Below are 19,135 nucleotides of genomic sequence, written 5' to 3'. Positions count from 1 at the left end.
GTAAAACATGTCTGAGAAACTAACAAAGGCCTGGAACTCTGTTCCTGGCGCCGTTCTTATCGGCACACCTCAATCCGATAACCTCAATCTGAAACACCCTGACAATAACGGAATCGACAAGGCCAAAGGTCTTGGAGATAACGACTATATTCTGGGTAACAACAATGACAACGTCCTGCTTGGCAACTACGGCGACGATTATCTGCGCGGTGAACTCGGCGATGACACCATCGGCGGTGGCTACGGCAACGACGTCATGCTTGGCGACGGCGCAGTGCCGGATATTTTTGCCGGTGATGACTGTCTGATCGGTGAAGACGGCAACGACGTCGGTGCCGGTAATGGCGGCAATGACACCCTGAACGGTGGCGCGGGCGAAGATTTGCTTATGGGCAACTCCGGTGACGACCGAATCTGGGGTGGCGCAGATGACGACTGCCTGATCGGTGGTGCCGACAACGACACCCTCAGCGGTGCCATCGGTAACGACCTGATGTTCGGTCAGAGCGGCCGTGACACCATGTACGGTGGCGAAGGCGATGACTCCATGTCCGGCGGCGAAGGCGACGACGCCATGTACGGCGAAGACGGCAATGACGTCATGGCCGGCAACGCAGGTATGGACGCGCTTAACGGCGGTGACGGTGAAGACACAATGTGGGGTGGATCCGGCAAGGACGCTCTGCGCGGTGGCAATGACGATGACTGGATGTCGGGTGGCGAAGATGATGACTTCGTAGCCGGTCAGCGCGGTCACGACGAAATCTACGGTGATGGCGGCAACGACGCCCTTCGCGGCAACAGCGGCGACGACTCGATTTCGGGTGGCGACGGTGACGACAACATCCAGGGTAACGACAACGAAGACTGCATCGACGGCGGCGACGGCAACGACCTGATCTGGGGCGACAATGCCAGCGGCAAAGCCTCGACAGAGCTTGCTTCCGACCGGATCGACGGCGGCGACGGCAACGACACCATTTATGGTGGCGACGACGGCGACCACGTCAACGGCGGCGCAGATGACGACGACATCAGTGGTCAGAGCGGCGACGACACGCTTGATGGCAACGACGGCGACGACCGTATCTGGGGCGGCTCCGGTGAAGATCAAATTCACGGAAGTGAAGGTGAGGACAACATCATCGGTGGCTCTGGTAATGATCTGGCCGACGGTGGCTCGGGCGATGACCGTGTTCGTGGTGGCTCCGGCGAAGATACGCTGTGCGGTGGCGAGGACGAAGACTATGTTGGCGGCGACAGCGGCAATGACGTGTTGTTCGGCGACGACGACGACGTCTTCTTCTCGGTTGGCCAGCAGATCGGCTGGACCGACGAGATCAAAGGCGGATCAGGCGATGACATCCTGTTCGGTGGTGGCGGCGACGACCGCGTCATGACCGCAGGCGAAGCCGGGTACCGTCAGGACGGCAACGACTATCGTGGTGACACGGTGGATCCGGATGCTCAATTCGGTGGTCTGTATGGTGGTCTGGGCAACGACACCCTGCTGGGTGGCGATGGCAACGACGCGCTGTTCGGTAACAAGAACGAAGACTGCCTGATCGCTGACCAGGGTGCTGACACTCTGACCGGTGGTGCAGATGGCGACGACTTTGTCTTCGGTTACCAGATCTGCGACGGTCCTGAAGTTCTAGAAGCTTATGCAAGCTTCGGTCAGGGCAACGTCGTGACAGACTTCAGCTATATCAACAATGACCGTTTGGTCTTCCACAAGGCTCATGAAGGTCAGCTGGAAGCCCGTGTGGTCAACGGTGATGACATCGAAATTCTGTCGAATGCGACTGGCGACACGGTTGTGGTCGACGATCTGTTCTCGGAACTGGGTCTGGACCTGTTGCCTGCAGAAGATGTTCCTGGCAACGAAGCCGAATTCAACGCTGCTCTGCTTGAGTATCTTGAGAAGACGGACTTCGGTGAAGGTAAAGGCGTCATCTACTTTGAAAACAAGTGCATTGGCGTCGAAACCTGCGATCCGGATCGCCCGGACACCGGTTGGGAAGGTACGCGCCCGGAATATCCGGCAGGCTTCAAGCCGCTTGACGGTTTCGCAGGCGACACCCTGCCGAACACAACCGTTCCGGACTTCGTCGACCGTTACCTCGACGACGATCAGAACGTTCAGTACGCCGGTGGCGGCCTGAGCTGGGATCTGTTGGCCGAATAATAGCATGATCGGCTCAAGAGAAAGGACAGAGTACCCGGTTGTGGTTTGAAGACTGACCTGGAACTCGTCCCCCGGGCACCGCCCCTGATTTCTTCAGGGGCGGTGTTCTGTTTTGTAATCCACTGGAAAACTGTTCTGCATCGTTGCATATCTGGTTCTCGACACCCGGAGCGACATAGGTTTGAGCAAGGCTCCATACCCTCCATACCCCAAGCATATGCGCAATCTCTCCCGGGGTTGGTCAGAGGCAACATCATAGATCAGCGCATTATTGAATACCTGCGCACGGCAAGATGGTGCCCCCGCAATTCATCTATTCGGAAAAGGCTCTCGGCCTCGCAATTCTCACACAGCGCTTTCCTCCGCCTTGGAATGAACCCCACTCGTTCGAGGGGGCTGATTGGCTAGCTTCAAGAGTGTGGTGAAACACAAAAATCCGGGCCTGAAGAAACAGGCCCGGATCTTAGAATGGAACGGTTCACTGTGAATACAGGAACCTTCGAGGCAAATCAGAGGAGCTGAATGTCCTCGATATTGCGGATATCCAGATCAATGGTCGTGAAGCTGAATGTCTCCGTCAGCACACTGCCGTCATTGATGCTGCCCGGCGCAGGTGAATTGGCATCGACGATTGCCAGATAGACATCGATTTCGGCCTGAACCTCAACCGCATCAGCACCGTTCAGCGTAATCTCGAGCGTGTCGACACCGCTTTCCCCATCAATAAAATCGCGTTCGCCAGCATCATCGGCTTCGGACCAGACAAACTCGTCCGACCCCGCGCCGCCTAGGACTGTATCGGCGCCATCATTGGGGGTGAGAAAACGGTCATTGCCTGCGCCTCCTGAGACATAATCCGACCCTTGTGATCCACGAACAAAATCATTGTCCCCCCCCCCGAACAGGATGTCATCGCCAAATTGGCCAGTCAGCACGTCATCCCCGGTACCGCCAAAGGCGACATCTCCTTGACCGGTTCCGCTGATACTATCATCACCTTCGCCACCAATCATTGTATCGAAGCCTTGCGAACCCGTCAGCCTGTCATCACCGCGCCCCCCGTCAATAACATCATCTCCCGACGCTCCATTGATAGTATCATTCCCGCGCGTACCGAGGATGCTATCATTGACTGAGGGATTACCTACGTATTCAACACCATTCTCGCCCGGTGTTTCAATTAGAACGGTCACATCAGGGTCGGACGGATTAAGCGTCGGCACATCACCGACTTGGACCTCGACCGTTCTGACGAACCCGACACCATTCGTCACGGTGTAGTTGAAGAAATCAAGCCCATTGAAATTCGCTCCGGCGGTGTAGGTCACAGTGCCATCGGCCTCGATAACGACGGAACCAAATCCGCCGTCGTTGACCTGCGCCACCGACAACGTACCTTCTGAAAGCTCAATGTCATTGGCCAGAACGTCGATATTGATCGAACCTCCAGGCAGCGGAGCCGCAACCGCATCGCTTGTACCGCCAGGTACGATCGTCTCAACTGACACCGTGGTATCGTCGAACTGCAGGAACTCGACATTGCGCACCCGGTCCACACCATCAACAGAAGTAATCGTCAGTTCGCCGGTGAACAGGTCGACGATTTCGATGGTCGCATCGGCATAATTGCCGCCAAAGACTGCGGTGTCGACCTCGCCATCGCCGTTGATGTCATCGTTTCCGGCGCCTCCGACGAGTGTGTCGTTTTCGGATCCACCATTCAGATCATCTGCGCCCTCACCGCCTTCCAGAAGGTCGTCATAGCTGTCACCATTCAAAGTATCGTCGCCACCATTACCGATCAGTGTATCCTCACCCGAGAACCCGATGATTGTGTCGCTCCCTTCGCACCCCACCAGCAGATCGAAGCCCCCAACGGGCGAATTTTCATCGGCCTGGCTAGTGCCCTCAATCAACCCGCAGCGCAGCAGGCCGGCGTCGAGGGTCAGGTTGGATTCTCCTTCAGCCAGCGTCACCACTTGCGTCATTGCGTAATCCGGGTCGCCTGCCATGGTCACGGCATCGGAATCGCGCGCATCGTCACCACCCTGATTGGCCACTGTAAAGGCAAAGCCCGCCGGCAGAACAAACCCAACCTTGTAGTCGCCCGCCGCAAGGCCAGTGAACAGATATTTGCCGTCCGCATCAGTGACCTGCTGGTCCAACACCGTGCCGTCCGAAGCCAGCAGATGCACAGTCACACCTTGCACCCCCTGCTCAGTACCCGAGAAGAATGGATCAAGGGCTTCATCGTTGAGGATGCCGTCGCCAAACGTGTCCAACCAAACAGTGTCGCCCAGCTCCGCCGTCATCGGGTCGGAGTTGCGAACGCCAGCGTCATTATCACCGGTGTCGGCATTGGAGACGACCTCGATACCTTCAATGACCGACGACGTGGAATCGCCGATCGCATCGCTGTCAGATGTATCGTCACCGCCGACATTGGCATCCACCAACTCTTTACCAACCAGAACACCGTCAGGATCGGTGAACTTGACCCCGTATGTTCCCGGCTCAAGCCCAGTGAACGCGTAGTTCCCGTTTGCATCCGTCACGGTGGTCGCTCCGGTCGGGTCGCCATTGGCATCCAGCAATGTGACCAGAACTCCGGTAATGCCAGGCTCGTCGCCATTATTGTTGTCAATGGAGTCATTGTCGGTGTCGCAGAAATAGCGACCCGAAAGTGAACCCGGTTCCGGCTTTTCACAGACACCAAGGTCGATATCGGCTTCGCCGTCTTTGGTCACGGTAACGACACCAGACATGCCGTTCGCATCGACATCCGAGTCGATGCGATCGTCGGACCCTGCATCCTGAATGGTGAATTCCGTTCCATCCGGGGCGACGCCCATAATCTTGTAGTCACCGACAGGCACATCATCAAAGCGATAATTGCCATCCGCATCGGTCTGGGTCGTGGCAAGGACGGTTCCGTCCAGGTCCAGCAACTTGATCGTGACACCCTCTTTTGTCGGCTCCGAGATAACTTCAGTCTGGTCCTGACCTTCGAGGACGATATTGTCGATACGAACAAACTCTTTGCCATCACCACGGGCCTTAAGGGTAACATCTTCCCCGTTCTGAATTGCGACGTCTTTGATGACATAGGTTGAGAACCCGCCATTATTGGACCCGCCACCATCGGTATCAGCGTCTAGGCGGATCGCATCAACGAATTCTCCGCCCACTTTCAATCTGATTACGCTTTGCCCATCATTCTCATCCTGCACCCGAATTTTCACGTCGTAGACGCCGGACTTCCCGTCAAACGTAGTGCAGAGTGCGCCGAATCCTCCGGCGCAGGACAACTTCACCAGTTCTCCACCCGAGGCCTGAGACCCCTCGACCACCTTGAACCAGCTACTGTTCATGTCTTCTGCTTCGAACGTGTAGTCGCAGCCGGGGATCACATTGACCTCACCGTTGATTCCGTCGCAATCCACATCGCAGAACACGGTACCCGAAATCGACCCAGTTTCGATTTTATCACCAGCCCCGAGACATTTGTAATCGACCCAGTTGCCCCAAACGTTGCATGTCTGTTCAACAGTCAGCTCTGTGCCTTCCGGAGGTACATCACCATAAAAGGTGAAATAGTCCTCGCCGGCACCGGGCGCATTGTGGCCTTCAATCTCGATCTCAATCAGGTAGTAGGTCTGACCATCCGACCCTTTCAGGACATGGTAGCTTTCGGCATACATCTGCCCACCAACCGCTTCGCCGTCGATATAAGCCCTCTGACCGCTCCAGTCATTGGCATTCTCGTTGCAGCGGTTGTCGCCCGATAGAAAAAGGTCGTCGTCCTTAGTGGACATGCAGACGGTTGCGCTTCCGGGCATGGTGAAGGTGTCACCACATCCGATGCTTGAACCGTTGTCACCCTGATCCAGAAAATCCGCCTCGGTAAAAGCGGTCCACTCATAGTGCTGATAGCTGTTGGTCACAGTTGTTACCCCTTACCCATAACTCGTACTCACAAAAACCCAACCCGCGGCAAGCAGGATACAGAACTCAGGGAACTGTCAGAATGCCTGTTCTCTGAAAGAGAGGCTGCATCGGAATGAATTTCATCAGCCCTAAACGGCCAAACTCTCGCAATCTATTCAACTAATATATTTCCGGCAGGCAAACCGTGTGCCTCACCTACCGGAAATATGGTCGTCCCCCGGATCTTCTATCTTGGTCAACGCTCATTGTTTCGAACGTTGACCAAGATTAAGAAGTAAAGCCGTGTTGCTCGTCAATAACTTTGCCCAAATTCTGACAAATTTTAATCCATTGGGGCCAAGGGGCGACATAAACCACTTAAGCGGGAAACAATTTTGAAAAATGTCTGGTTTCGTTTCCGGCGCATCTGGGTGCTTGTGGCACAAATCCATCAACGAAACGCACGTTGTCCATTCTTCGGATCGTTCAGCCCCGGCAGCCATCGGAAAACGTGATAGACCCTGCACTACGGGTAGCAGAAGGTGCACATATGCAGCCATGTCTTAAGGTCCGGTCGCTGAGTTTCTTTCACGGCTGCAAATATGACATCGCGGGCAAAACCGCCCTGCTTGATCTGGACATCGTCACTCCGGTTCCCGACCTTACATTGACGCGTCTTGGGCAGTTGGACGGATTGGCCCAATTGTCCCCGACCGGCGCTGCCCCCGACATCTTGGGGCCGGACTGGGTGAGCCCACTACTGGTTGGTGGGCGCGGCACAGCGGCGCTGGCGGACCTGTCGGCGGCATTGATCGTGGCATTGCAGTTGTGGGCCCGGGCGGCAGTGGGCCGGGCGCAAGTTCTGAACCAGTCCCCTGATCACATCCGGCTGGCCCTGCCCTGGCAGCGACAACAACTTCTGCGTGAGGCAACTGACTTAATGATTGCCACGCTGACGGCACTGGCATCGGGCACACAGGACCTTCACGCCGAAGCGCAACAGCGCCTGTCCGGATTCCTCGAGCGGGAACACCCCATTGGCCTATCCCCCAATTCGATGCGTTTTGCCCGAGCGGCAATGGCACGGGACATGCCAGTGACAGTCCTGAACCAGCAAACTGTGCAGATCGGTTGGGGCGCCCATGCGCGCAGGCTCCGCGGTGGGTTTACCGACCACACCGGGTCGCTGGCCGAAAAGCTGTCGCGTGACAAGTATTTCTGCATACAACGCCTGGCGCGGGCGGCGCTGCCAGTGACGCAGCAGCGGTTCGTGCGCACACTGGATCAGGCCCGCGCTGCCGCAGCCAATATCGGCTGGCCCGTGGTACTGAAACCGGTGGCCCTGGATCAGGGGCGCGGGGTGCATGTCGGGATCACGTCGGACACGGAACTGGGTAAGGCTTTTGCCGCCGCGACGAGGCTGCAGGATCAGGGTATGGTGATTGAAGCCCTCATACCCGGGGAGGATCACCGCTTGTTGGTGGTAAACGGACAGATGATGATGGCCGCACGACGCATCCCTGGTGGTATCACAGGCGATGGGCAGCAGACCGTGAACGCGCTTTTGGATCAACTCAACGCCGATCCTCGGCGCGGCAGTGACACGCGCAGCCCGCTGATCGAGATTCCCCGCGACAACGAGGCGCTGGCCTGTCTGACGGAGGCAGACCTGACGCCCGACAGCATCCCGGAAGCAGGCCGGTTCGTGCCCCTGCGCCGGACGGCAAATATCAGCACCGGCGGCACTGCCGTCGATGTGACTGACAAGGTGCATCCCGACAACCGGAATGCCGCGCTGCGCGCCGCGCGGCTGGTTGGTCTGGACATCGCGGGGATCGATTTCATCTGCCCCGATATCTCGGTCAGCTACCGTGAGGGTGGCGGCGCAATATGCGAGGTCAACGCCCAGCCGGGATTTCGCCCCCATTGGCTGAGCAATCCCGACCGGGACATCAATGGCGAGATTTTGGACACCCTCTTTGCCGACCGCCCCGCCCGTATCCCAACCGCAGCGATTACTGGCACCAATGGCAAGAGCACCACGTCGATGATGTTGCATCATATCTGGCAGAGCGCCGGAAAAACTGCCGGTGTCTGCACCACGTCCGGAACATGGGTCGGGCGGGACAAGATCGACACCGAAAACCTCAGCGGTCTGCCTGGGGCCGAACTGCTGTTCGGAGATCCCGCAGTTGAGGCCGCCGTTCTCGAAATGCCGCGCCTTGGGCTGATCCGCTTCGGTCAGGCCTGTGATCGCTATGATGTGGCGGCCTTGCTGAATGTGCAGAAGGATCATCTGGGGCAGAACGGGGTCGAGACGCTTGAAGATATGGCGCGGCTCAAAGCCAGCGTGATCGCACGGGCGCATCATGCAGTGGTGATCAATGCCGAAGACCCGCTGTGCCTGCAAGCGCTGGAGATTGTCAAAGCGCCTCGCCGCATACTGGTGGCCCGGTCCCCCGAGGCTCCGGCGCTGGTCGCGCATCTGGATCAGGGTGGCGACGGTATCTTTGTCGCCCCGCAGGACGGTGCCGACTGGATCATCATGGCGCGTGGATCGCAGCGTATCCCGGTCATGCCGGTCGCTGACATCCCCGCCACGCTGAACGGGCTGCTGCGTTTCAACACGCTGAATGCAATGTTTGCCATTGCTCTGGCGGATGCGCAGAACCTACCCGGCGATGTGATCCGCCGCGCGCTTTCTGGCTTTGAGAACAGTCGCGAGATGAGCCCGGGCCGCTACAACATGATTGAGGGCCTGCCGTTTTCGATGCTGGTCGACTATGCCCATAACGACACCGGCGTGGCCGAGCTCTGTCGGATCGTACAAGCCCTGCCGGTAACCGGCCGCCGCCTTCTGGCGGTGCAGGTTCTGGGTAATGCTGGCCCTTTCAAACTGGAAAGCTGTGGCCCGCATCTGCTGCCGGTCTTTGACCGGATCGCAGTGCTGCCCAATCCCGGAAGCCTCCGCAAATATGGTTATTACACGGGGGATAACCCCGAAGAGGAGATGTTGAAAGTCTCGCGAGAGACATTGATGGCCAAGGGCGCGACCGAAGACCAGATTCTGACCGGCACAGATACCGATGCGCTGGTTGCAAAGATGTTGGATACAGCCCAGCCCGACGATCTAGTGGTGTTGATGATCGCGCCCGATCTGGCCTTTGGCCATATAGACAGGTACCGCACCCGAGCCGGGTTATAGCCCTGTATCAGGATGCGGCTCTTCCATAGGGGCTTTGGTTCCAACCAACAGGGGCGGCACCAGCGTATGGTACAGCGTTATAAACTGGCTCTGCCGATGAATACCCGTCTTGGCGAAAATCCGTTTGAGATAGCTGCGTGCAGTTGAAATGGTCAGATTGTTTTCCGCAGCCGCATCCGCCAGCGATTTTCCCGTCAGCAACTGCCGGGCCAGACGTTGTTCAGCCACAGTCAGCCCCATAGTTTCCAACAACCCGTCGCGTAGGGCATCATCGCTGGGCACATATCTAAATACTACAAGCGCCTGACCGGACGACGCCCCCAGCGGCAGCACGCTGATGGTCTGCGGCAGCCCGTCCGGCACATCAAGCTGCACCACCGACAACTTCCCGTCTTCTCCGGTGGCCGACGCCAACGCGTTTAGCAGCATCTTCTGGTTCTGCGGCATCCGCGCGGTGAGCCGACCGCCTGCCACGCATAGCTCCTTGCTGTCTTCCAGCCATTGTCGGGACTGTTTGGTCATGTATCCAACAACCCCGTTGGCATCGGTCGCCACAAACCCAAAGGACAGGCTATGCAGGATGGTTTCCGGAATACCCCCGCGCCCAGTTCTTGGGTGCTCACGTCGGGTGCCAGAATAGTCGTGAAGGATCTGGTCGGCATATGTCAGGCCGACGCGGGCCAGCCGCATCAACCCGCTAGGCACGGCCACCGACGCGGGGTTGACCAGCGCCATCACCGGGGCGAATTCGCCAACCCGTTCGCCTATACCGATCAGATAGCGAGTGGACTGCAGCCAGGTCTCCGTCTCTTTTGCCCGGGGCCGCTGCCGATCGGGCGAGAACAATGCCGGATCGGGCTGTTTGCAGGACAGAAACGTCGCCAGCGCCTTGGACACGAGGCCCGTCACCTCGGCCCCACCCTGTTCGGCACCCCGCTGGCCTTGTCCGAGCCAACCGTCGACCAGCTTGCGCCGCCGCCAGTCCATAATTCCGATAAATGCCGCACTGACATCAGCCGACGCCGCCAGCCGTGATGCCATTTCAACCCGGCGATTATTGTCCCTCAAATCGCAATCACTTGAAGACATGTCTCCCGACTACCCCCGAAACCAATTACAGAATAAATTTTCTTCAAAATTGCTTGAATAGAGTAACAAAAGCTCAAAAACCGGGCAAGCAAACACCCAGAATGAGACTTATGATAGCCCTATCACCTTCATTAAGAAGGTAAAACCGGCGGGAATATGCCAATCACATAGATACATATGATTGAGAGGAATCTTCCCGATACAATCATAGCGGTATTGCGCGGCTCTGCATCGGAGATCTGCCCATGTATCACATTGATTCTCACGGGGACGTGTGGTCTAAATTCTTTAGATTTTAAAAAGAAGTACAGGCAGAATTTCCCCGATGCACGTGATACGGGTATGTTGAGCTTCCTTGCGAACCGCGACTGCGGGGCAAAAAGCGGCTTGGTTCTGCTCACCTCATTTTTGGCCATGAGTGCTCAGGCGCAGGATACCGAACCGACCGGACCTGACTTCGTCACCCCACCCACCCCATCGCTGAATTTCTACGGCTCTCCCGGTCTGATCGACATGCCTACGGCCGAGATGCTGCCTGAAGGTCAGTTCACCACCGGGATTTCAAACTTCGCAGGCCAGACCCGGTTCACCCTGACATTCCAGGCCACACCGTGGCTGTCCGGCAGCTTTCGTTATTCCGGCATTCAGGATCTGGACCTCTTTGGGTTCTCGACCTATTACGACCGGAGCTTCGATCTGCGCCTGCGCCTGCTGCAAGAGCGCAAATATTTGCCCGAACTCACACTGGGTCTGCAGGATTTCGCGGGCACCGGGTTATATTCGGGCGAGTACATCGTCGCCACCAAATCCTTCCAGACCCCTGCCCTGGGTTCCTCGCGCACCCCCGGCCAACTCAAGCTGACCGCCGGGTTGGGTTGGGGGCGGTTGGGGTCGGATGGCTCGATCGGCTCGACCGGTGTTCGCCCGGTTTTCAATGGCGACGACAATGTCGGGGGCGAACCATCGGTGGATCAATGGTTCCGCGGCCCGTTTGCGCCCTTTGGCGGCATCGAATGGCAGGCCAACGACAAGCTGGGCTTCAAGGTGGAATACTCGTCGGACGCGTATGAGCTTGAAACCCAGTCCTCGGATGTGTTCGAACGCAAATCCTCGTTCAATTTCGGTGTCGAGTACCAGGCCACACCGCGCACCCGGCTGGGTGCCTACTACCTTTATGGCTCCAGCTTCGGGATCAATGCGCAATTCCAGCTAAACCCGAAATATCCGCCAACGCCGCTGCGCCAGCCCGCTCCACAGCCGGTGCTGCTGCGGCCCAGCCGGGCCAGCAACCCGGCTGCATGGGATACCAGTTGGGCTCAAAGCCGGGCTTCGGCTCTGACCCTGCGCGACCGGGTCGATCCGGTGCTGGCCGAGGATGGGCTGATCCTGGAGTCCCTGGATGTCTCGGCGCATTCGGCCGAAATCCGGTTCCGTAACACACGCTATCTGCCCAATGCCGCCGCGATCGGCCGGGCCGCGCGGGCCATGGCCCGGACAATGCCTCCGTCGGTCGAGACCTTCCATCTGGTGCTCACGTCGCGCAACATGGGATTGTCGACCACGACAATCCGCCGGTCCGATCTGGAACAACTGGAATTCGCCCCCGACGCCGTGGACGCGATGCTGGCCGCAAGTACCTTCAGCGATGCGGCCTCGCTATCCGACACGACGGTATTCACAGACATCTACCCGGATTTCAGCTGGGCGCTGGCACCCTATTTCGCGCCCGCCTATTTTGACCCGGAACAGCCAATCCTCATAGATGTCGGACTTGATCTGAGCGCCGCGTACCGTCCCGCCCCGGGCTGGATCCTCTCGGGCACCCTGCGCCAGCGCCTGGCTGGCAATGTCAAGGACGGCACCGCATCCTCATCGGAACTGCCCCCGGTGCGCACCGATCAGTTGGAATATGCGCAGTTCGGCACCACGATCAACAACCTCTACGCGGCGAAATACTGGCGTCCGGGGAAAGATTTCTATGCTCGGGTCACAGGCGGCTACTTCGAGTACGGCTATGGCGGCCTGTCGACAGAACTGTTGTGGAAACCGGTGGACAGCCAACTGGGGCTGGGGGTCGAAGTCAACTATGCCGTCAAACGCGATTTCGATCAGCTGTTCGGATTTCAGGATTATGACATCGTGACCGGGCATGCCTCGGCCTATATGGATTTCAACAACGGCTTTCACGGGCAGATCGACGCCGGACGGTATCTGGCCGGAGATTACGGCGCCACGTTCGGTATCGACCGCGTCTTCAACAATGGCTGGTCGGTCGGCGGGTTCTTTACCCTGACCAATGTATCCTCAGAAGAATTCGGCGAAGGGTCGTTCGACAAGGGCATCCGCTTCAGCATGCCGCTGAACTGGTTTCTGGGGAAACCCACCAAACGGCGGGTCGGCCTGACCATCCGCCCAATTCAGCGCGACGGCGGGGCACGGGTGTTTGTACCGGGGCGGCTTTACGGGCAGGTCCGCGATGCCCATCAGAAGGCGCTCAGCGATGGCTGGCCGAGGTTCTGGCAATGACCCGGCGCACAGTCTTCACCCTGGCTCTGCTGATCCTGACCGGCTGCTCCGGTGGCACAGAGCAGCCCCCGCTGGAACTGGAAATCATTGAGGCCGGTCAAGAGGTCATTGTACAGAGCAGGGCCGCCCCTCCGGCCGAACGCCCACCTTTGCGCCGGGCGGATCTGGACGTACTTGACGGATCCTTCATGGAGATCACGCGCGAGCGCGCCGATCTGCTGGCCTACCTTTATGTCAATGCCCAACGGACGGACCGGTTTCCGGGCCGGATCATCGTCTGGCGCAGCGACGACGATGTGACATTGGCCACCCGCAACGGCGTTCTGATCGAAACCCGCGGTATGCGCGGCGATCTTCTGTCCAGCACGGTACGGGTGGCAGGCAACCAGCCCGGTCCGGCGTCGAGTGGCACGCATGTTCAGATGATCCATTCCCTGGACAACCGGCAGGTGCAACTGGCGCTGGACTGTGATTTGGTCGATCTCGGGCCGAAGGTGATCGAAATCGTCGAATACAGACACAACACACGGCACCTGCAGCAGCGCTGCCAAGGTGGCGGTGGCGTGGTGGTTAACGACTTTTGGGTGGATGAGTCCGCCGGTCTGGTATGGCAGTCCCGGCAGTGGGCCGGCCCCCATATCGGCTACCTGCGCTTGCGGCGGCTTACACGCTAGGCTTAGCGCGGCAGCAAAACACCCTACATGTCTCAAACTTGTATGGTTACGTTGAAAAAGGCTGTGTCTTCGACTAAACTGCGTTGGAGTTCCATCGACAGAGGTTTCTGTGATTATGAAAAAAGTAATAGCGAGTTCTCTTATCGCCATATGGGCCACGGCACATGTTGCGAGTGCACAAACCGTCCCCGAGGCCGGGGTCGTCACGCAGGGCGCGGGCACCGCAGGCGCTGTGGCAGGAACGACCGTCTCCACCACTGCAATTGTCGCAGGTGCCATCGTGATTGGGGGCATCGCCATTGCCGCCGGAGGTGGCGATGGTGACGGTGGCTCCACAACGACCTCGACGACGACAAGTGACTGACGTTTAACATCCAGTTACAATCAAGCCCCCCCCTGTTTGGCAGGGGGGTTTCTTTTTGCATCCTTTTACATCGACTTTTGAAAGCTGCCTGCTCTTCGCAATAGAGCAGGCCCTGCCCTATCAGCGGCAAATTCCCGCCAAGATTGCGCCCTATATGAGCGGGATACTTCCAAGCTGTGTCAGGCCGATTGCACCGAATGCGTAACCCGTGCCATCCCCCGAACAGGCACAGGAGCATTTGAATGTCACAGGCAAACTCACTCGAACGCTTGATGCTGGAGTTGATCAACGCAGAACGGACCTCGCGTGGGTACAACCCCCTGCAGCTTGAACTGCGTCTCAACGATGCGGCGGAAGACTACAGCGAATATATGCTGGAGGAGGACTTCTTCTCACATACCGGATTGGACGGCTCGGACCCCGGCGACCGGATGCGGGACGCCGGGTTTGCTTTTTCCGGGAGCTGGACATGGGGCGAGAACATCGCCTGGCAAAGCGAACGCGGTGCGACCGGGTTTGAAGATGACGTGGCCAACCTGCACCAGTCACTGATGAACAGTTCCGGCCATCGCGCCAATATCCTCAACCCGAATTTCGAAGTGATCGGCATCGGCATCGAGGTTGGCGACTATACCACCACTAGCGGCAGAACGTACGAAGCGGTGATGGTCACGCAGAACTTTGCCCGCACCAGCGCACCGCTGCAGATCGACAATGGCAGCAGCGGCAGTGATCCTGCCCCTCTGCCCCCTGCCCCTCCACCGGATCTGGTGTTGAATGGCAACGGTGGTTCCAACACGTTGATCGGCAATAGTGGCGATGACACGCTAACCGGACGGGGTGGCAATGACTCGCTGACCGGCAATGCCGGGCAAGACACGATCTGGGGCGGCACCGGGGACGACACGATCAATGGCGGTGATGACAGCGACCAGATCGGCGGCGGTGGCGGGAACGACCTCATCCGCGGCGGCAGTGGCTACGACCTGATCTGGGGTGGCACCGGCAATGACACCGTTCATGGCGATGACGGGAACGATGAAATCCGCGGTGGCGGTGGTCGGGACGCGCTGTGGGGACAAGGCGGTAATGACCAGATTTACGGCGGCGGCGGCAAGGACACCGCTGGCGGAGGCGCTGGACAGGATGCATTGTGGGGCGGCAATGGCGACGATTTGCTGTATGGCGGGGCCGGTAGCGATACGCTGAACGGCGACAACGGCAACGACACGCTGCGCGGCGGAGCCGATAGCGATGTATTTGTCTTCTCGGACGGCATCGATCAGGTGATTGATTTTGACGCAAGTGATCGGATCGACCTGAGGGGCGAGAATGAAATCACCAGCTTCACCGACCTGCAATCCAACCACCTGTCCGGCGGGACCGAAGCCGTGATCAGCGATGGTCAGGGCAACACCCTAACCCTGCTGGGCGTGGGCGAAGGTACGCTGGATGCCGGGGATTTCATCTTCTGATCCGCAGCAGATAATTTCGAAGCACAAAAAAGCCCGGGCCATGCGTCCGGGCTTTGTGTTGCACGCCATCTGTTACAACGCCCACAAGTCACTCCTTAGTAAGCTATCATTTTGATTGACCGGTAAAAATCCGCCTGCTTTTATTCCCCACGGGGGATAGCAGCAGATCATAGGCCCATATTTTGGGCACAAAATCGAATTTGACCAAGCACACCCGAGCGTGTGCAGCCAAAGTAAATAATCTCAGGGGGATATTCCAGATGACAACCTATATGCTCAACGGCTTTAGCAGCTACTACGACAATAACATCGATGCAGATGTAGGTGTAAAGTCCAGCACAACGCTGGAATTGACCGTACGAGACGACATTACGACAATGCGCTACAGCGTTCTGCCGCTGGCACCTGGCGATTCTGCACCAGACGACCTGTATGTCGATGTCGAGTTGGACCTTTATAATGTCCGCGTGGACGGAGGATTGTTTCAAGGATCGGAAAGCGAGCCTGACACGTCAATTTTTCAGCTCAACTGGACAGACGCCGGCAATGTTGCGCGGGTCTCAACCATCCTGATCCTCGAAGAAAACGACGTCACTGTACCGCCGTTCGGTACGGTCGACAGCCAACACATTTTCCTATTGGGCGGAGACACTCTGCCCACTTTCAATACGCTGGCCGACTTCAACAGCTTCCTCAACAACAATCTGGATACTTTTGATATTCCCCCTGCCTCCAGCCCATTTGGCCCGGACAAGGATATCCCTCTGACATCTCTGACCGGCTCCAGCACAGAGAATGACTCGATTGTAGGCGATGCCGGGGACAATGAACTGGAGGGCGGTGCCGGGAACGACACCATTCTCGGCCTTGAAGGCAGCGACACGCTGCGCGGCGGGGATGGCAATGACTCGCTGAATCCGGGCACCAATGATGATGGCTATGACGAGGTCGTTCCCGGATCAGGTCAGGACACCGTAGATTTCTCGGATGTAGACAGCACTACTTCTGTGGGTCTTGGACATTGGGATCTGGATGCGGGCGTGACAGTCACGATAAATGGTCAGACAAACACGGCCTCTGTCGACAAGGGTGCCAATGGAACAACCCAGATTATCAATGTGGGTAATACCTTTACATGGGGTCTTTCCGTCTTTGGTAGTTCCCACAACGATATCTTCAACATTACCCCGGTTAATGATGAAGACACGTTTCTGGGGGTGACCGGCCGCGAGGGAGACGACACGTTCAACTTCTTTGCCGGTGACGGTTTTGTAAGGCTCAACTATCGCCAATCCGACGTTACCAGCGGTGTCAATATCAATCTCAACACCGGCATTGTCAGCAATGACGGATACGGTGATCAGGACACGATCAACGGTGTCGAAAACCTGTCGGAGATCCGCACGACGATGCTGGATGACAGCGTCATTGGCAGCGACGGTCGCGACCGAGTCATCCTGATGGCAGGCAACGACACCGCTGATGGAGGCGACGGATTCGACCTGCTGCGCTATGACCGGAGTCAGGTCGAAGCGGTGAATGTAAACCTGCAGACCGGGACAGCCACCGGCACCTGGCGCGGGGAAGCTTTCAACCACACGATCAGCAACTTCGAAGAAGTGCGCGGCTCACGCGATGGCGACGACACGATCATCGGCAGCAACGCCGTGGGTGAGTATATCGAAGGCCGTGGTGGTGATGACAGCATCCGTGGCGGCGGAGGTGAAGACACTCTCTATGGCCAGGAAGGTAATGATACGTTGCTGGGTGGCGGCGGCAGCGACCGGCTTGAAGGGGGTGATGGCGATGACTCGCTGAACCCCGGCAGCAATACCGAAGGCTATGACGCCATCATCGCCGGGGCCGGACAGGACACGATTGACCTTTCGAACCTGGGCTCCAACGCCGGTGTTGGACTGGAACATTGGGACCTGGATGCGGGTGCGACCATCACAGTGAACGGGGCCACCAACAACGCCTCGGTTGACAAGGGCATCAATGGCACCACTCAGATCATCAATATCTCCAACGCAATCAATGATTGGGGGCTGGATATCAGCGGCACCCATCACGACGACATCATCAACATCACGTCGGGCCCCAACGCAGACTCATTCATCGCCGTCATCGGCGAGGGAGGGAACGATACGTTCAACATCAATGCCGGCGCCTCTCATGTGCGGCTGGATTACCGCCGGTCCGATGTGCTCAACGGTGTCGACGTCAACCTGTCGACCGGTACCGTCGCTGACGACGGGTATGGTGGTCAGGACACGATCAACGGGGTTGAGAATCTGACAAGCCTGCGCACGACGATGCTGGATGACAGCGTGATCGGCAGCGCCGGGAACGATCAGATCATCCTGATGGCCGGCAACGACACCGCTGATGGCGGCGACGGGATCGACCTGATCCGCTATGACCGGACCGGCGTTGAGGCGGTGAACGTGAACCTGAACACCGGCACTGCAACAGGCACCTGGCGTGGTGAGGCGTTCAACCATCAGCTCAGCAATTTCGAGGAACTCCGCGGCTCACGCGACTTCGGCGACACGCTGACCGGCAAGGACGGCCAAGACAACCAAATCGACGGTCAGGGTGGCAAAGATACGATCCAGGGTGGCGAAAACGGCAACGACTCGCTGTACGGCGGTGACGGAAACGACAGCCTGACTGGTCTCAGTGGCAATGACTTCCTCACTGGCGACGGCGGCAAGGACGTTCTGCGTGGCGATGAGGGCCGCGACACCTTGATAGGCGGTCTTGGCGGCGACACGCTTCTGGGCGGCGATCAGGCGGACTCGCTGGTCGGTGACGATGGTCGGGACGAGCTGTTTGCCGGTGAAGGTGCCGATACGCTGGAAGGCGGTGATGGCAATGACACCCTGGGCGGCAGTGGTGGCAACGACCGTATCTTTGGCCAGTTGGGTAATGACATCGGATATGGCGGTCAGGGCAATGACGTCATGGATGGTGGCGAGGGGAATGACCAGTTCTTTGCCGGCAAAGGCAACGACACAGTCTATGGCCGGTTGGGCGATGACGTGCTCGGCGGGGCTGCTGGCGACGACCAAATCTTCGGCGAAGATGGCAATGACACGCTCTTTGGCGGCAAGGGAGAAGACGTTCTGGGCGGCGGCATCGGCAATGACAGCCTAGCGGGCGGAGCGGACAACGATACGCTCTTCGGTGGGGCAGACAACGACGTTCTGCGCGGCGGCGGAGGCAATGACAGCCTGTCAGCGGGCTCTGGTGCAGACACACTGGACGGCGGCAGCGGAAACGACACCCTGCGCGGCGGTGGCGATGGAGACACGTTTGTCTTCTCGGACGGGGTCGATCAGGTGGCCGACTTTGGCGCAAGCGACCGGATCGACCTGAGCAGCGTGGCAGCCATCACCGATTTCACCGACCTGCAGGCCACCCACCTGTCCGGTGGCGCGAATGCGGTGATCAGCGACGGTCTGGGCAACACCCTGACCCTGCTCGGGGTGGCTGAAGGATCATTGGTCGACGGCGACTTCATCTTCTGATTGATCACCAGAAGGTTCCAGAACATTAAACAAGGCCCGGGTGATTGACCCGGGCCTTTTGGCAAACTATCAAACTCAAAAGTGTATCTATGATACGCTTTAGTCAATACAAATCCAAAAAAGTGATATTAATTTCAGATGTTTGATATTGACG

9 protein-coding genes are annotated in these 19,135 nt (G+C 58.0%); 7 read left to right on the top strand and 2 right to left on the bottom strand.

From position 1 onward, the window contains the following. The first annotated feature begins 7 nt into the window (after positions 1–7). Positions 8–2,188, top strand: coding sequence for a calcium-binding protein (locus tag ACR0L4_RS19075; RefSeq protein ID WP_170754089.1), 2,181 nt, complete (start codon positions 8–10; stop codon positions 2,186–2,188). 509 nt (positions 2,189–2,697) lie between these two features. On the opposite strand, the gene ACR0L4_RS19070 is transcribed toward ACR0L4_RS19075, so the two are convergent. Then, positions 2,698–6,132 carry an SdrD B-like domain-containing protein gene (locus ACR0L4_RS19070; RefSeq protein WP_480514654.1) on the bottom strand — a complete coding sequence of 1,145 codons (3,435 nt, stop codon included), beginning with the start codon at positions 6,130–6,132 and terminating at the stop codon, positions 2,698–2,700. Between the two features lie 533 nt (positions 6,133–6,665). Between ACR0L4_RS19070 and ACR0L4_RS19065 the strand changes: the two genes are divergently transcribed. After that, positions 6,666–9,320, top strand: a complete 2,655-nt coding sequence (locus ACR0L4_RS19065) for a Mur ligase family protein (protein WP_480514653.1) — start codon at positions 6,666–6,668, stop codon at positions 9,318–9,320. Here the strand turns inward: ACR0L4_RS19065 and ACR0L4_RS19060 are convergent. After that, positions 9,315–10,361 carry a helix-turn-helix transcriptional regulator gene (locus ACR0L4_RS19060; RefSeq protein WP_480514652.1) on the bottom strand — a complete coding sequence of 349 codons (1,047 nt, stop codon included), beginning with the start codon at positions 10,359–10,361 and terminating at the stop codon, positions 9,315–9,317. The two genes, ACR0L4_RS19065 and ACR0L4_RS19060, sit on opposite strands and share 6 nt — an antisense overlap. A 390-nt stretch (positions 10,362–10,751) precedes the next feature. Between ACR0L4_RS19060 and ACR0L4_RS19055 the strand changes: the two genes are divergently transcribed. The 5 genes from ACR0L4_RS19055 (at position 10,752) to ACR0L4_RS19035 (ending at position 18,981) form a co-directional block, all read left to right on the top strand. Next, positions 10,752–12,935 (top strand): YjbH domain-containing protein, encoded by a 2,184-nt coding sequence (locus ACR0L4_RS19055; RefSeq protein ID WP_480514651.1) that lies wholly within the window; start codon positions 10,752–10,754, stop codon positions 12,933–12,935. Further along, positions 12,932–13,609: a YjbF family lipoprotein gene (locus tag ACR0L4_RS19050; RefSeq protein WP_480514650.1), complete on the top strand. Its 678-nt coding sequence runs from the start codon at positions 12,932–12,934 to the stop codon at positions 13,607–13,609. Before ACR0L4_RS19055 ends, ACR0L4_RS19050 begins: the two co-directional genes overlap by 4 nt. Positions 13,610–13,724: 115 nt before the next feature. Beyond that, a complete protein-coding gene (locus ACR0L4_RS19045; protein ID WP_170754083.1) occupies positions 13,725–13,973 on the top strand; it encodes a hypothetical protein in 249 nt (82 codons plus the stop codon). A 242-nt stretch (positions 13,974–14,215) separates the two neighbouring features. Continuing rightward, the gene (locus tag ACR0L4_RS19040) at positions 14,216–15,448 is read left to right on the top strand and encodes a CAP domain-containing protein (RefSeq protein ID WP_480514649.1); all 1,233 of its coding nucleotides are present in this window, start codon (positions 14,216–14,218) and stop codon (positions 15,446–15,448) included. 260 nt (positions 15,449–15,708) lie between these two features. Then, entirely contained in the window at positions 15,709–18,981 is a 3,273-nt protein-coding gene (locus ACR0L4_RS19035; protein ID WP_480514648.1) for a hypothetical protein, read from the top strand. Positions 18,982–19,135 lie beyond the last annotated feature (154 nt).

It is taken from the genome of Ruegeria sp. AB5, from assembly GCF_056542645.1.
Note: the sequence above shows the minus strand (reverse complement) of the source record. Positions and strands in the feature narration are given on the sequence as shown.

What these genes read in the sequence shown, in the direction of transcription:
- ACR0L4_RS19075 (WP_170754089.1), top strand. Translation starts at nt 8, where the DNA reads ATGTCTGAGAAACTAACAAAGGCCTGGAACTCTGTTCCTGGCGCCGTT.
- ACR0L4_RS19065 (WP_480514653.1), top strand. Translation starts at nt 6,666, where the DNA reads ATGCAGCCATGTCTTAAGGTCCGGTCGCTGAGTTTCTTTCACGGCTGC.
- ACR0L4_RS19060 (WP_480514652.1), bottom strand. Translation starts at nt 10,361, where the DNA reads ATGGCATCACGGCTGGCGGCGTCGGCTGATGTCAGTGCGGCATTTATC.
- ACR0L4_RS19055 (WP_480514651.1), top strand. Translation starts at nt 10,752, where the DNA reads ATGTTGAGCTTCCTTGCGAACCGCGACTGCGGGGCAAAAAGCGGCTTG.
- ACR0L4_RS19050 (WP_480514650.1), top strand. Translation starts at nt 12,932, where the DNA reads ATGACCCGGCGCACAGTCTTCACCCTGGCTCTGCTGATCCTGACCGGC.
- ACR0L4_RS19045 (WP_170754083.1), top strand. Translation starts at nt 13,725, where the DNA reads ATGAAAAAAGTAATAGCGAGTTCTCTTATCGCCATATGGGCCACGGCA.
- ACR0L4_RS19040 (WP_480514649.1), top strand. Translation starts at nt 14,216, where the DNA reads ATGTCACAGGCAAACTCACTCGAACGCTTGATGCTGGAGTTGATCAAC.
- ACR0L4_RS19035 (WP_480514648.1), top strand. Translation starts at nt 15,709, where the DNA reads ATGACAACCTATATGCTCAACGGCTTTAGCAGCTACTACGACAATAAC.